General features: G+C 61.3%; 11 protein-coding genes and 7 pseudogenes. 4 read left to right on the forward strand and 14 right to left on the reverse strand.

Annotated elements, in window-relative coordinates:
• Positions 1-751: pseudogene (locus JCM19049_RS02635) on the reverse strand (SOS response-associated peptidase); the annotation flags it as partial.
• Between the two features lie 55 nt (positions 752-806).
• Here JCM19049_RS02635 and JCM19049_RS02640 point away from each other — a divergent pair.
• Positions 807-1,057, forward strand: a pseudogene (locus JCM19049_RS02640) (glutaredoxin domain-containing protein).
• A 166-nt stretch (positions 1,058-1,223) separates the two neighbouring features.
• On the opposite strand, the gene JCM19049_RS02645 reads toward JCM19049_RS02640, so the two are convergent.
• Together JCM19049_RS02645 and JCM19049_RS02650 are read right to left on the reverse strand one after the other, a co-directional pair.
• The gene (locus JCM19049_RS02645; RefSeq protein ID WP_374700216.1) at positions 1,224-1,712 is read right to left on the reverse strand and encodes a hypothetical protein; all 489 of its coding nucleotides are present in this window, start codon (positions 1,710-1,712) and stop codon (positions 1,224-1,226) included.
• Entirely contained in the window at positions 1,628-1,921 is a 294-nt protein-coding gene (locus JCM19049_RS02650; protein ID WP_279402311.1) for a hypothetical protein, read from the reverse strand. The genes JCM19049_RS02645 and JCM19049_RS02650 overlap by 85 nt, the downstream gene beginning before the upstream one ends.
• Before the next feature lie 361 nt (positions 1,922-2,282).
• Between JCM19049_RS02650 and JCM19049_RS18135 the strand changes: the two genes are divergently transcribed.
• Positions 2,283-2,645 carry a hypothetical protein gene (locus JCM19049_RS18135; protein WP_279402312.1) on the forward strand — a complete coding sequence of 121 codons (363 nt, stop codon included), beginning with the start codon at positions 2,283-2,285 and terminating at the stop codon, positions 2,643-2,645.
• On the opposite strand, the pseudogene JCM19049_RS23085 reads toward JCM19049_RS18135, so the two are convergent.
• A pseudogene (locus JCM19049_RS23085) lies at positions 2,642-3,458 on the reverse strand (thioesterase family protein). The gene JCM19049_RS18135 and the pseudogene JCM19049_RS23085 sit on opposite strands and share 4 nt — an antisense overlap.
• A 65-nt stretch (positions 3,459-3,523) precedes the next feature.
• Positions 3,524-4,102: an XRE family transcriptional regulator gene (locus JCM19049_RS02665; RefSeq protein ID WP_054820719.1), complete on the reverse strand. Its 579-nt coding sequence runs from the start codon at positions 4,100-4,102 to the stop codon at positions 3,524-3,526.
• 821 nt (positions 4,103-4,923) lie between these two features.
• Here JCM19049_RS02665 and JCM19049_RS02670 point away from each other — a divergent pair.
• Both JCM19049_RS02670 and JCM19049_RS18150 read left to right on the forward strand, forming a co-directional pair.
• Complete coding sequence (locus JCM19049_RS02670; protein WP_054820720.1) at positions 4,924-5,124, forward strand: hypothetical protein; 201 nt, start codon at positions 4,924-4,926, stop codon at positions 5,122-5,124.
• 658 nt (positions 5,125-5,782) lie between these two features.
• Positions 5,783-5,985: pseudogene (locus tag JCM19049_RS18150) on the forward strand (cold-shock protein).
• Between the two features lie 48 nt (positions 5,986-6,033).
• On the opposite strand, the pseudogene JCM19049_RS02675 reads toward JCM19049_RS18150, so the two are convergent.
• The 9 genes and pseudogenes from JCM19049_RS02675 to JCM19049_RS18165 all read right to left on the reverse strand — a co-directional run.
• Positions 6,034-7,263, reverse strand: a pseudogene (locus tag JCM19049_RS02675) (FAD-dependent oxidoreductase).
• A 90-nt stretch (positions 7,264-7,353) separates the two neighbouring features.
• Positions 7,354-7,761 (reverse strand): MFS transporter, encoded by a 408-nt coding sequence (locus tag JCM19049_RS18155; protein ID WP_279402314.1) that lies wholly within the window; start codon positions 7,759-7,761, stop codon positions 7,354-7,356.
• Between the two features lie 331 nt (positions 7,762-8,092).
• A complete protein-coding gene (locus JCM19049_RS18160) occupies positions 8,093-8,593 on the reverse strand; it encodes a hypothetical protein (protein WP_279402315.1) in 501 nt (166 codons plus the stop codon).
• A gap of 330 nt (positions 8,594-8,923) precedes the next feature.
• Positions 8,924-9,898, reverse strand: a complete 975-nt coding sequence (gene nrdF / locus JCM19049_RS02685; RefSeq protein ID WP_054820721.1) for a class 1b ribonucleoside-diphosphate reductase subunit beta — start codon at positions 9,896-9,898, stop codon at positions 8,924-8,926.
• A 189-nt stretch (positions 9,899-10,087) separates the two neighbouring features.
• A pseudogene (gene nrdE / locus JCM19049_RS02690) lies at positions 10,088-12,225 on the reverse strand (class 1b ribonucleoside-diphosphate reductase subunit alpha).
• The gene (gene nrdI / locus JCM19049_RS02695) at positions 12,225-12,674 is read right to left on the reverse strand and encodes a class Ib ribonucleoside-diphosphate reductase assembly flavoprotein NrdI (RefSeq protein WP_246049467.1); all 450 of its coding nucleotides are present in this window, start codon (positions 12,672-12,674) and stop codon (positions 12,225-12,227) included. The pseudogene nrdE and the gene nrdI overlap by 1 nt, the downstream one beginning before the upstream one ends.
• A gap of 96 nt (positions 12,675-12,770) precedes the next feature.
• On the reverse strand, positions 12,771-13,001 hold the full coding sequence (nrdH, locus tag JCM19049_RS02700; protein ID WP_054820723.1) for a glutaredoxin-like protein NrdH: 231 nt from the start codon (positions 12,999-13,001) through the stop codon (positions 12,771-12,773).
• A 611-nt stretch (positions 13,002-13,612) separates the two neighbouring features.
• On the reverse strand, positions 13,613-14,341 hold the full coding sequence (locus JCM19049_RS02705) for a PfkB family carbohydrate kinase (protein WP_054820724.1): 729 nt from the start codon (positions 14,339-14,341) through the stop codon (positions 13,613-13,615).
• Positions 14,314-14,504 (reverse strand): annotated as a pseudogene (locus JCM19049_RS18165) (hypothetical protein); the annotation flags it as partial. The pseudogene JCM19049_RS18165 and the gene JCM19049_RS02705, both read right to left, overlap by 28 nt.

Consider the following 14,504-nt stretch of genomic DNA (forward strand, 5'->3'; position numbering starts at 1 on the left):
CGCCGGCCGGGCCGGAATGGGTAGAACAGCTGGGAGGTATGGGGTTCGACCAGTTCCGGTGAGTTGTTGCGGACGTTGCCCACGGCGGAGTCCACCTCATGCATGGCCCACTGGGAGGCAACGTCGAAGGCCTGCTCACGCAGCTGCTCAATCAGCCCCGCCCCGTCCTCGTCCATGGGGCCAGCCACCGGGCCATCATGTCCTTGTCCATGGGAATCGGCAGGCGGTCGTGCAGGCCAGCCAGTTCCCCCAGCACCCCGGGCTCCGATTCCTGGGGCGATTCCATGGTGAGGATGGAGGTGGACAGGATCCAGCTGCCGTCCTCGTCCTTCCACCACTCGTACAGGCCGGCAAAGAAGATCAGGCTTCCGTCCCCGGTGTGCACGAAGTACGGACGTTTCTTGCCCCCGGGCTCCTTCTTCCACTCGTAGTAGCCTTCCACGGGCACCGCGGCCCGGCGTTTCTTCACCGCGGCCCGAAAGGTCGGTTTGCTTTCGGCGGTCTCGCTGCGGGCGTTGAAGGCCCGCACCCCGACCGACAGGTCCTTGGCCCAGCCGGGAACCAGGCCCCACCGGGCCACGTGGACTTGGCGATGCAACTGCCCGTCGATCAGCCGCTCCAGGACGATCGGCACATCGGTGGTCGGCGCAACATTCCAGGACTGGCGCAATTCCAGGTTCGCATCCGCTTCGGCTTCCGCTTCGGCCACCAGATCCCCGATGGCCTTGGCCATGACGTATCTTCCGCACATGGGAACAAGTCTGCCAGCAAAATGGTTCAATGAGGTATGAGCAACCCAGTAAATTATGACCAGTACATCCCGGAGTCCGTCGGTAACCATGTTCACCACCAGCTGGTGCGGTTACTGCCGCAACCTCAAGCGCATGATGGACCAGAAGGGTGTGAAGTACACCGAGGTGAACATCGAAGAGGTGGAAGGAACCGCCCAGATCGTCGAGTCCTTCAATGGCGGCAACCAGACCGTGCCGACACTGGTGTTCTCCGACGCAGCGCAGCCACCAATCCGCGCATCGAAGAGGTCCTGGAACGCGCCTAACGGCGTCGGTGATTGATCAGAGAACTTAGCGCAATGCCCAGCAGCCCGCACCGCGGCCTGCTGGGCATTGCGCTATCCGACCGTAGCTGGCTGACCCCGGGTCGGCGTTGCTAACTAAGTGTCTTCTCCCCCACCTGGTCCAACTGGTATCTGGTGGAGTACTCCTTTAGTAGAGCTCGGGTAAAGTCCTCGACGCTGAGCCCGGGAACCAGGTCATCAGCCGCCCCAATGGTCGATGGATCCATGGGATCTGCATCCGCTGGTAGACCTCGTCGAGCACGTCACGGATGGGAGCCGATTCGCTGATGACGAAGACCGATGAAAAAAGCCACGCCCCGGCCACCACCCGTTGGGCCGTTCCGATGAGTTTCACCGGGGCGTCGACTCGTGCGCCTGGGCCGGGCACCCCGTGCACGGAGTGCTCTCCGGCACAGTATTCGCCAGCCAGTTCCCCCATTCGCGCCTGGACTCCCAGCCGCTGCAGCGCCCTGGCATACAGTTCCCCGAAATCGGTGAACCGGGCCTGGTGTCCCATCATTGCCTCGGCTTCGGCCTCAATGTGATCCACAATCAGTGTGCCGCGGTGGTAGGCCGCCGCCCGCCCACCGGCCTGGCGCACCACGGGCGTGAACCCATGACGTTGCGCCGCTTCCACGGCCGCCTGATAGCCCTCGAGCCGGACATCACGCTGCCCGAAGGCCAGGGTCGATCGGGGCGGTAGATGCGCAGCAGTGCGGGCATCTGACCGGCGCGCACCTCACGCAGCAGCTGCACCCCGCGCTCCAGGTCCGCAGCCGGATCCCCGCTCGGTTCCTCGATGAGCACACGCAGCCGTGCCGGCTGACCTTCGCTAGCTAAACCCATGATGTCGATTCTACTGCCAGCCCGTACCACCGATCCGGAGGTGACAAGGAATGCCCCGACCAGGACCGCATCGTTTACCGGTCGGTACGGTTCTGCGCGATAATGGTCAGCGTGCCTCTTTCAACAACCCCGGTGATACTTATTGGCGGAGCTCCGGCTCGGGCAAGTCCTATCTGGCTTCCCGCTACGGCAGGCCGCACCTGCCCCTGGATTCCTTCTACCGCCAGATCAGCGAAGACGGCCAACCGGAAATCTTCCCCCGCACCCAGTACGGCGAAATCGACTGGGACCATCCGGGAACCTGGAACCGCGCAGCGGCACTGGAGCGATCGGCGAGCTGCTGGAAACCGGGTCAACGAACGTGCCGGACTATTCGATCGCCACCTCCAGCTACAGCGGGTACCTGCGGATCACCGGGGCCGGACCAATTGTTGCCGAGGGGATCTTCCTGGCTGAACTACTGCAGCCGCTGCGGGAGATGGGGGTAAACGTACAGGCCTACTACGTAGATGAGCCGGCCCTGGTCACCGCCCTGCGCCGCTTCGTCCGCGACGTCTCCGAACGTCGAAAACCGGTGGGTTTCCTCATCAAGCGCGGCTACGCCCTTTACCGCTCCCACAGCGCCAACCGTGAGGCCTACCGGGCCCAGGGATTCACCCTGCTGCCCAAGCCCACGATCAAGCAGCTGCTAGCCGACCTGGCGCAGGACCCCTCACGCAGCTAAAGCGGGCGAACCGTGAGGATCTGTTCGCTGTGCCCGAAAGGCCCTGCTCGTCATGCAGGACCGCGGAGGTCAGCCCAATCCCGTCGGCGCCGTAGCTCTGCTGAGCCTGCAGCCCCAGCCACTGGCCCACCGGTTCACGGTACATGTGGATCTGCAGGTCCACGTTCGGGAACATCCAGCTGTTCGGGCCGGGTTCGGATCGTGGCGCCACACCGTTGGCGGTGTCCACCATTCCCAGCAGCCGCACCATGTCCGGGGAGCTGACCCCGTCCACCAGGCTGAACGGATTGCGCAGCCAGACGATGCCCTTGCCCGGCCGGTGCCCGGCCGCCGCACGCATTTCAACTCCACGAATGTAGCCGCCAGGCACTGGGATACCGCGTCGTAGGGCTCGCACTCCTGCGGGCCGGGCACCCGCGCGTCCTCGCTCCCGGCCACTGCCGAGGAATCCCCGGTAGCCAGGCGCCAGGCCCGGGCAACGATGCTGGTCCGCCCGTTGGTCACCATCTCGGCTTCAATCAGCTCAATCGTGCGTCCAGGACGAATCATGCGGGTATTGATTTCGAACTCACCGGCGTGGATCAGGCCGTGGATCTCCAGGCTCACCCGGGCCAGTCGCATGTCATCCCGGGGCTGGAAGTTCAGCATTTCATGCACCAGCACACCGGTGGCCGGGGCCATATGCTGCTCATGTTCATTCCAGGCGCCCTGGGCATGAATCGTGGAGCGGTATCGCCCCTCCCCCAGCGGTTCATAGTAGAAGTCACCGGTAGCCAGGATTTGTTCGAGCTCTTCGCCGACCTGATGAGTCATCGCATTACCTCATTGAAATGTTCCGATACGTGCTGCAACTCACCCTACCCGAACCGGCTTCGGCGCTAGGCATCACCATGTGAGCAGTGAATTTGCTGCCCAGTGGTGTCAAGAATGCTCAGCAGCTCGGCCACCCCGCTCACCGCCCAAAGCGAATGCGGCGTCATCGTGTCGAACTGGGCGGCCTGTCCCGCCTTGACGTGGTAAACGCGCTCGCCGAGTCGCAGCTTCACTTCGCCGCGCAGCACCGTGAACCAGTCCTTGCCCGGGTGAACGCGTGGTTCAGGTTCACTGCCGCCTTCTCGCGGGTCGATGCGCATCTTGACGACCATGGACCCGTGCAGGCCGTCGGGTTCGGACAAGCGCCAGGTTGTCAGGCCCGGAACACTGACCGGTTCGGGGCGAATGAGCGCGTCCTGCTCCGCCGGGGGCGCCACCAATTCATCAAGGGTGGTGTCCAGGGCCTGGGCAAGCGGCACCAACTGATCAAGGGCCATGCGGCGATTGCCGGTCTCCAGGCGGCTGAGGGTCGAGACGCTCATTTGTGCCCGGGTCGCCAAGGACTCCAGGGACCACCCCTTGGCTTTGCGGAGTCCCCGAATCCGAAGCCTGACGACAGAATCCACATCCATTTCTTGCGTCATAGGCAAAACTATATCCGATGAGGGCAAAAAATGGGTAGCGTGGCATTGTCCCGCTCCCCCACCTACAGAACGGATCAAACCATGGAACATTTCGATGTAGTGGTGATCGGCGGCGGAGCCGCCGGCTTGGCCGCCGCTTCAACCTGGCCCGCTCACTACGCTCGGTGCTCGTCTGTGACGCCGGTGAACCGCGCAATGCAACATCGGCAGCAGCACACAACATCCTCGGACACGACGGCACTTCACCGCAGCAGATGCTGCAGCTGGCGCGAGACCAAGCGATCAATTATGGAGTGAAACTGAGCGGCTTAGCGGTCACGGGCCTGGAAGGATCCCTGAACCAGGGATTTACGGTACGCACCGAGTCCGAACACTTTGGCGCCCGCCGCATCGTCTTGCCACCGGGCTACGGGACACTCTGCCAAAAATCCCAGGCCTTAGGCAGGGCTGGGGAAGGAGCGTACTGCATTGCCCGTACTGCCATGGCTGGGAAGTGCGCGGACAACGGATCGCGATACTGGGTGTCAGCGTGATGAGCTCACATCAGGCCCAGCTCTTCTCCCAGCTCAGCAAGCACGTCACTTACTTGAATCATGATCCCTCGACACTCGCTGAAGATCAGCGGACACGCTGGAAGCCTTGGGCATTGAGGTCGTCGATTCGGCGGTCCAGGCATTGGACGTCCACGATGATGGCGCGCTGCATGGGATTACGTTGTCCAACGGGATGGTTCTTGACGTAGATGCGGCGGTGGTGGCCAGCAGTATGCACGCAAATGCGGAACTCTACTTGAGGCTGGGCGGCCATTTGGCCAGAATCCAATGGGAGAATACATTGCCACCGACCAGATGGGCGCCACTGATATTCCCGGCGTTTATGCCGCAGGCAATGTTGCCAACCTGGGCGCCATGATCCTGGCTTCAGCCGCCGCCGGAGTCAGTGCGGGCGCCGCAATCAATTTTGCGTTCATCCAGGAGGCCGCGGAAAAGGCACTCATTGAGCGCGGCCAGTTCTCACGTTGAGCATGTTGACCCTCACCCGCTGTTCGCCGGGCGACGAACAGCGGGCGAAGGCCAGCGGATCCCCTTCTCCAGCTACAGTCAGGCACTTCACAGCCTGCGTCGCGTAAGGCGCTGGCTTGGGGTTTCGCTGCTGACAACGCGCAAAGAAAGGTCCTTGAGGACTGCGGAATAACATCTGTGAAGCAATTACTGCTAAGCTTGGATGGTTATCCCGTGCATCGAGACTGTTCGACAGCTTCGAAGCACATGCGACTCGGCCCGGGGCACACCGCGGGTCAGGTACAGCAGCAGTTCAGTCCAACGTGTTCCACACATGTTCGGACCCTTAATTGAATCGAATCTTTAATCTCTTTTTCACCACTGTCTTTCGGGCCACCTCCTGCTAGTTCCCTGAACAAGGGTATTTCCGCGCAGCCCGCACCCTCTCACTTCGTGGTGGCAGACTACTTCAGAACCCAGATCAGATTCGGCAACCTCGCTTTCAAACGCGCTCCCCTGCGGTCATTGCTTCGTCCAAAGATCAGCAATCGATTACCGATGTTGGTGCCTATGCACTATCTGCCGGGGTCGAGTCCAGGGATAATCCCCAAGTTTCGTGTCGCGGTCGCGGCACGGTTTCATCGGCCACGTTGGTGGCCAAAACACGTAAGGAAACAACATGGCCACTGGCACTGTGAAATGGTTCAACGCCGAAAAGGGCTTCGGCTTCATCGCTCCGGCTGACGCTCCGCCGACGTCTTCGCTCACTACAGCGCAATCCAGAGCTTCGGATTCCGTTCGCTGGAAGAAGGCCAGACCGTAGAGTACAGCGTTGAGCAGGGCCCGAAGGGCCTGCAGGCAACCAACATTCAGGCTCGCTAAAGCTTGAGCCGTGTGGGAGCAGGAGTTCATCCTGGCTCCCACACTCATTTAAGTCTGCTGTCGTCCTGAAACGAGCGCAGGCTCCGGCGGTTTTTCGCGCAACAGACCAACGCCGATCAGACGCGCCGGAATCCTCGCCAACTGTGGAATTCTGCGCAGCACCCATCCTATGGCGCTTGGCAATTCGACCGCGGAGTCACTGTCCAGGATCTGTACCAGGCCCCGGTGCAGAATACGCTGAACCGACTGCACCACCATCGTCGGCAGTTCTCGTCGGCGCTGAACTGCAGCCACGTCGCGATCGGTAATCCTGCCCGTTGCCAACGGAACAGCAAGCCGCCGTGCGGCGCATACCGCATCCTGCACTGCCAAGTTCACCCCCACGCCTCCAACCGGACTCATCGCATGAGCTGAATCCCCGATGCACAATAATCCGCGCCTCCACCATTTATTGGCCCGGTTCAGCAGCACCTCCAACAGCTTCAGATCTTCAAGTTCCAGGTCCTGGACTGCCGATTCCAGGTCTGGAACGGCCGCAGTGACCTGACGACGGAACTCCTCAATGCCTTGACGCCGCAGCTTGGTGTCATCCCCCTTTTTGAGCAGCATCGCCGTTTGGACATAGTTTCCCCGGGGTATGAGCACGAAGACGCGATTGGGCGAGAACACCGGCAACAGCGTGTTGCCGGCCTGCATTGACCCCTTGATGCGGAACCACCAGACATCGACCGGTACTCGGTATTCCCTTAAAGACAGTCCCGCTTGACGGCGCACGGTAGACCAGCGTCCGTCCGCGGCGATCGTGAGCAGCGCCCTGAGCTGCCCCTCCCCGGTCTCGCTGCGGTACTGGACTCCGACAACTTGGCCGGATTCAATCACCACGTCGGTCACTTCGCAATTCATCCGCAGCTCGAAGTTCTCCTCCTGCTCCCCCGCACGGGCCAACAGGCTCAAAAAATCCCACTGCGGCGCCATGGCGATAAATGGTAGGGATGCTTCAGCCCGGCAAGGTCAACCACCCTGACGTCGTGCCCCCGGCGATCCGGGATGCTGGCACCAAAGACCTTCGAATAGGGAATCTTCTCGAATTCGCCCATCAGACCCAGCTGATCCAGAAGTTCCAGGGTCGAGATGAATCGTGTCCCCCCGGAAGTCGCGCAGGAAATCACCGTGCTTCTCCAAAACGACGACCTTCACCCCGCAACGCGCCAGCAGGAGTCCGGCAACCATTCCCGCCGGACCGCCACCGACAATGATGCAGTCGGGATTTTCTGCCATAACCACTCCCTCGCCTCGCAACCTGTTTCAACTCTCGCACCGAAAAGCGGCTCGCGGAAGCCCGGAAAGGTGCTTCCATCCAGGGGAAGGTCAGCTCAGGGTCTGGCTGAAATGGAGGGGAATGTTAACCAGCAGCACCACCGCGACCAGGCCCAGCAACACGAGCCCCAGGCCGCCGAAACCGAGCCACACGAGGATGGGGCCGGCGACCAGTCCCCCGGCCGCACCGCTGAGGTTCATCAGCAAATCCGAGGTGCCCTGCAGCTGCGGACGATGGGCAATGTCAACCGCCCCGCTTACCATGGCCGCGCCGGCCACGGTGGAAGCGCTCCATCCCAGGCCCAGGCAGACCAAAGCCGCGGTGATCAGCGCATAGCTCTCCATGCCGAACCACACCAGGATGCTCGCGGTAATGAAAAGCAGTTGGCCGGCATACACGACGGGGCGTGCGCCGACCCGGTCGGTCAACCAGCCGAAGACTGGGGAGAGCGCGTACATTCCGGCAACGTGGGCTGAAATGGTGACTCCTATCAGGGGCAGCGTTGAGCGTGGTGCTGCAGGTGGATCGGGGTCATCGACATCAACGCAACCATGTGGGCATGGCTCATCGCGACCGTGATGACTGCTCCCCGGGCGGCCAGGGAGGTGCGCAGAATGGAGAACCCACTGGTTCGCGATACCGCTCCGGTTCCGGGTTCCCCTCCCGGTGCTGGGCCACGAGCATCGGGTCGGGGCGCAGGCCAAACCAGTAGATCCCCAATCCCACCCCTTGGCCACCATGGCGATGAGGAAGCCGCCGGTGAACTGCGGCAGATTCAGGCCCGGGAGATCACTTCGCCCGGCTCAAACAAGTTCGGCCCGGTAACGGCACCAATCGTCGTCGCCCAGACAACCAGTGAGAGATCCCGTCCCCGGTCCTGTCACTGGACAGGTCGGTGGCGGCGAACCGGGATTGCAGGTTTAGGGCGCTTCCGGTTCCCAGCACTCCCATTCCCAGCAACACCACCGGCCACCAGGCAAGAAGCGTTCCGGCCAGGATGGTCAGCACTCCCACGATGGCGATCAGTGCCCCGGTGGCCAATGAAATCCTGCGTCCCCGACGCTGGGCAAGAATGGCCAGGGGTATGGCCATCACAGCAGCCCCGATGGTGTTCATGGTCGCTGCCATGCCCGCCAGGGAGTCGGTTCCGGCAACGTCCACGATCAGCAGGGAGCCGAGAGTCAGGGTGGCTCCGGCACCAAGACCGCCCAAAACCTGCCCCAGCGCGAGGACCGAGATTGAGCGGCGGCGCACAGCCTGAACCTGCTGTTCGGTCCATGTGATGCTCATAAGCCTCATTTCAGCACTAATGGTTCGGGGCCGATAGTAGTACCTGTGATGATCCTAGCGGCCCCGGCGCAACCAGGAACACCGCTGTCGTTCTTGCGCGCGCATCGGTCGCGGTTGAAGCAGCCGTCCATTGACCTGTCCGGCTACACGGTGCAGATCAGCCTGGGGCGGGACTATTGGCGGGCCCGTTAAGCTGGGTTCGTCCTCCGCTCCTTTGAAAGCCAATGGCGTCGCTACACGCAAGGCCCGAAACCTCCCGATATTTTCGGGGGCCTCGGGCCCTGTTGCCGGTGCAGCTAGCCGCTGATCAGCTGGCTCGTTGTCTGGCTCCTAGAAGTCCCAGTCCTCATCCTCGGTGTTGACGGCCTTGCCGATCACATAGGAGGAACCGGAGCCGGAGAAGAAGTCGTGGTTCTCATCGGCGTTCGGGCTCAGTGCCGAGAGGATTGCCGGAGATACACCGGTGACGGTGGCCGGGAACATAGCCTCGTAGCCCAGGTTCATCAGCGCCTTGTTCGCGTTGTAGTGCAGGAACTTCTTCACGTCCTCACTCAGACCGACCGGGTCGTAGAGGTCGTGGGTGTACTGCACTTCGTTTTCGTAGAGTTCGAAGAGCAGGTCGAAGGTGTAGTCCTTCAGTTCCTGGCGGCGCTGCTCGGTCTGCTGTTCCAAGCCCTTCTGGTACTTGTAGCCAATGTAGTAGCCGTGCACGGCTTCATCGCGGATGATGAGTCGGATCAAGTCCGCGGTGTTCGTCAGCTTTGCACGCGATGACCAGTGCATCGGCAGGTAGAAGCCCGAGTAGAACAGGAAGGACTCCAGCAGGGTCGAAGCGACCTTGCGCTTGAGCGGGTCATCACCGTGGTAGTAGCTCTCGATGATCTGCGCCTTCTTCTGCAGGTTCTGGTTCTCCGTGGACCAGCGGAAGGCCTCGTCAATTTCCTTGGTCGAAGCCAGGGTGGAGAAGATCGAGGAGTAGCTCTTGGCGTGCACCGACTCCATGAAGGCGATGTTGGTGTACACCGCTTCCTCGTGCGGGGTCAGCGCATCGGGAATCAGTGAGACCGCGCCGACGGTTCCCTGCAGGGTGTCCAGCAGGGTGAGCCCGGTGAACACCCGCATGGTCAGCAGTTTTTCGTCTTCGTTGAGGGTGGCCCAGGACTGGATGTCGTTGGACAGCGGCACCTTCTCGGGCAACCAGAAGTTGTTGACCAGCCGGTTCCAGACTTCAACGTCCTTCTCGTCCTGGATGCGGTTCCAGTTAATGGCTTCGACCTTGTTGGTGAGCTGAATCTTCTCGGTCATGGTTCCTCGTTGAAGAGTCGTGGTTTGGTGGTTTAAGTCTACCGCCGCAGGCGGATTCCGGTCTGGCTGGAGGGGGCACCTGTGGGTTCGCCGGTACCGGCTGGAAGCAAACGAGGCATCTGAAAACATTGCGGTCTTCAGATGCCTCGTTTGTTGTGCCCCTCGCGGTGCGATTCGGGCCAGCTCAGGTTAGAGCATGCACGAGACGCAGTTGTCGACCTCGGTGCCTTCCAAGGCCAGCTGGCGCAGGCGGATGTAGTACAGGGTCTTGATGCCCTTGCGCCATGCGTAGATCTGGGCCTTGTTGATGTCGCGGGTGGTGATCGTGTCCTTGAAGAACAGGGTCAGCGACAGGCCCTGGTCCACGTGCTGGGTGGCAGCGGCGTAGGTGTCGATGATCTTCTCGTAGCCGATCTCATACGCGTCCTGGTAGTACTCCAGGTTCTCGTTGTTCATGAACGGCGCCGGGTAGTAGACGCGGCCGATCTTGCCTTCCTTGCGGATCTCGATCTTCGAGGCCACCGGGTGGATGGAGGAAGTCGAGTTATTGATGTAGGAGATCGATCCGGTCGGCGGGATCGCCTGCAGGTTCTGGTTGTAGATGCCGTGCTCCATGATGGAGGCCTTCAGCTTCTTCCAGTCTTCCTGGGTAGGGATCTGGATGTCGGCGAACAGTTCACGAACACGCTCGGTAGCCGGCTCCCACACCTGGTCGGTGTACTTGTCGAAGAACTCTCCCGAGGCGTACTTCGAGTCCTCGAAGCCGTCGAAGGTCTCGCCGCGCTCGATCGCGATTTTGTTCGAGGCGCTCAGGGCGTGGAACACCACGGTGTAGAAGTAGATGTTGGTGAAGTCCAAGCCTTCTTCGGAACCGTAGTGCACGTGCTCACGGGCCAGGTAGCCGTGCAGGTTCATCTGTCCCAGGCCGATGGCGTGAGAACGCGAGTTGCCGTCGGCAATGGAGGGAACCGAGTTGATGTCGGACATGTCCGAGACCGCGGTCAGCGCACGGATGGCGATGTCCACCGAGCCGGCCAAGTCCTTGCCGTCCATGGCCTTGGCGATGTTCATCGAGCCAGGTTGCAGGAGATGTCCTTGCCGACACGGGCGTAGCTCAGGTCATCGTTGTATTCCGACGGCGAGGAGACCTGCAGGATTTCCGAGCACAGGTTGGACATGGTAATCCGTCCGGCGATCGGGTTGGCCCGGTTCACGGTGTCTTCGAACATCAGGTACGGGTACCCGGATTCGAACTGGATCTCGGCGATGGTGGTGAAGAAGTCGCGGGCGTTGATCTTCGTCTTCTTGATGCGCGAGTCATCAATCATCTCGTAGTACTTCTCGGTCACCGAGATTTCGCTGAACGGCACCCCGTAGACGCGCTGCACGTCGTAGGGGCTGAACAGGTACATGTCCTCGTTCTTGCGTGCCAGCTCAAAGGTGATGTCCGGAACGACCACGCCGAGCGAGAGGGTCTTGATGCGGATCTTCTCGTCCGCGTTCTCGCGCTTGGTGTCCAGGAAGCGCAGGATGTCCGGGTGGTGCGCGTTCAGGTAGACGGCACCGGCACCCTGGCGGGCACCGAGCTGGTTGGCGTAGGAGAAGGAGTCTTCCAGCAGCTTCATGACTGGAATGACGCCGGAGGACTGGTTCTCGATCTGCTTGATCGGGGCCCCGTACTCACGCAGGTTGGTCAGCGCCAGGGCGACACCGCCGCCGCGCTTGGACAGCTGCAGCGAAGAGTTCACCGCGCGGGCGATGGACTCCATGTTGTCTTCGATGCGCAGCAGGAAGCAGGAGACCAGTTCGCCACGCTGCGCCTTGCCGGCGTTCAGGAAGGTGGGGGTTGCCGGCTGGAAACGGCCGGAGATGATCTCATCGACCAGCTTTTCGGCCAGCTGCTCATCCCCGCGGGCCAGGTGCAGGGCCACCATGCACACGCGGTCTTCGTAGCGTTCCAGGTAACGCTTGCCGTCAAAGGTCTTCAGCGTGTAGGAGGTGTAGAACTTGAAAGCGCCCAGGAAGGTCTGGAAGCGGAACTTGTGGTTGTAGGCGCGCTTGTAGAGACCGCGGATGAAGTTCATCGAATACTGATCGAGGGTTTCCCGCTCGTAGTAATCGTTCTTCACCAGGTATTCGAGCTTCTCATCCAGGTCGTGGAAGAACACGGTGTTATTGTTGACGTGGTCCAGGAAGTACTGGCGCGCCGCGTAACGGTCGACCTCGAACTGGATCTTGCCATCGGGACCGTAGAGGTTCAGCATGGCGTTCAGGTCGTTATAGCTCAGTCCCTGCAGGTTCGCAGGAAGCTCCTTGGCATCCTTCATCAGGTCCGCTTCTGAGACTTTAGTGTCCAAAAGGTATCAAGCCCTTCTTTGACTTTGTGGACGTCTTCCGATGTCCCCATCAATTCAAATGTGTATAGAACCGGCACCTGGCATTTGGCTGCGACGCGTTTAGCCGCCAGACAATATGTGGTGCCGAAGTTGGTGTTGCCCGAGCCGATAACTCCCTGAAGAAGCCGGCGGTTCTGTTCATTCCTCAAGAAATTCAGAATTTGCGGTAGAACTGCCCGTTTTCCGTTCTCTCCCCCATAAGTGGGAATCACCAGAACGTAGGGCTTGGTGGCAATGAGTTCTGGTTCGCGCGCAAACAAGGGGATGCGCGCCGAACCGATATTCAGTTTTTGCACAAACCGGTGCGTGTACTCCGACGCAGAAGAGAAGTAAATCAACTTCTGGTCGGTGTACTGCACGGCGTGGCTAGCCTCATCCAACTGCTGATTCTCGGCCAGCGCTGATGGTGGCAAGTCGATCGCCTCCGCTTACTAGTTGAGACGAGTAAAACCCGTGGTTGTTTCGAGTGGCTGAGCCTAGTTTGCCTGGGCCAGAGTCTCGATCTTGTCCGGGCGGAAGCCGGACCAGTGGTCGTTGTCGGTGATGACGACAGGGGCCTGCATGTAGCCCAGGTTGCGCACACGCTCCAGCGCCGCGGCGTCCTGGGAGATGTCGACCTTGTTGTACACGATGCCCTTCTTATCCAGGGCTCGATAAGTGGCGTTGCACTGCACGCAGGATGGCTTGGTGTATACCGTGACGGTCATGTCCCTGTTCCCCTTTGGAAAGTCCCTTTTTGGCTCTGCGACACCCTTCAAGGTTCGTCACGCGGCCGCCTCTCAAATGCCCCGAAACCGTGTTATCGAGGTGTTTCCGGCGCCTAACGCGCCATCGGGTTCAATACTACATCTTGTGTTGGCCCGTGCAAGCAGCCACAACATGATGTATTACAAGTATGTCATTCGGCCATTGTCAAGTCCACACGTCTTGTGGATAAGAGGCCCGGTTTAAACCGCGATTTCTCGGGGTCGACCCCATCTTGTCCACAGCCGGTGGACGGCTCGATGTGCGTTAAAAATTCTTTGTGTGAGCCTCCTTTCGGCGTGTTGGGCGAGCCTGCGGCGGACATGCTATCTAGTGCCGGGCGACGGCTGCCGGACCTATCCCTAGTGTCATCCCCGGCACCGACGTTTAGGCTTCGATATCGCCGAATGTGGGAAACTTTTCCGCACCCGTTTCCGCCGCCGCAGACCGCCCGCCACGGACTGATCGGAGCCAACCTCCCTTGCCTGACACAGACTGATACCAGTGCACGAGAGTGTGCGGGCATGCGGAAGGCCGCGGGGCTCGAGACAAGTGTCCCCAGCCCGCGCGACCTCTAGAACAGCGGATGGTTGCCGGAGAGCGCGCTCGAGGTTCCCAGCACCGCCTGTTCCACTGCCGGCAGCAGCTCGCTGCCGCGCAGCAGTTCACCGATCATCAGCCCGGCGAAGCAGTCTCCCGCGCCCTTGGCGGTGCTGGTGACCCTGGCGGTGTCTACCTGCTCGAAATGCTCCTCGTCCAGGGCGATCAGGCACCCGATGAGGGACGGATCATCGGTGGGCGCGGAGGTGAGCACCACGTAGCGGCAGCCGGCCTCCATCAAGTCCAGGCAGGCGTTCGCCGCGTCCTGCTCGTCGTAGATCGGCTCCCCGCTGAACAGTGCCAGCTCAAAGCGGTTCGGAGTGCTCAGCCAGGCGATCGGCAGCAGGTGTTCCCGGTAGCCGTCGGCAACGTCCTGGTGGGTGTAGAGACCCACATCGTCATCACCCATGGCCGGGTCCAGGATCAGCTTCAGCTGCGGGTAGCGCTCACGGGCCCGGAGATACCAGGCGGCGATGATCTCGGCCTGCCGGGCCTCACCCAGGTAGCCGACGAACACGTACTGGGTGTCATCGAGCACCTGGCGGGCCAGCAGGTCGTCAAGGAACCCGGTCAGCCAGGTCTCGGGCACCGGGCCCCCGGCCAGGCTCGGGTAGTGCGGCAGGTTGCTGAGCACCACGGTGGGCACCTGCACGCAGCGGTGCCCCGCCGCCTCGATCATCCGGGCCACGGTGTTGTTTCCCACCGCGCCGTAGGCAGCTGGGATCCGATCACTACGGCTTGACAGGGCGCCGGTCCAGTTCCAGCCCGCTCACTGCGCGGGCCGGTCCGGGTAGTGGCGGCGCCGAAGATCCCCTGGCCCACTCGCACCACGGTGGCGCCTTCGGCGATGGCCAGCTCGAAGTCCC

It is taken from the genome of Arthrobacter sp. JCM 19049 (assembly GCF_001310435.1).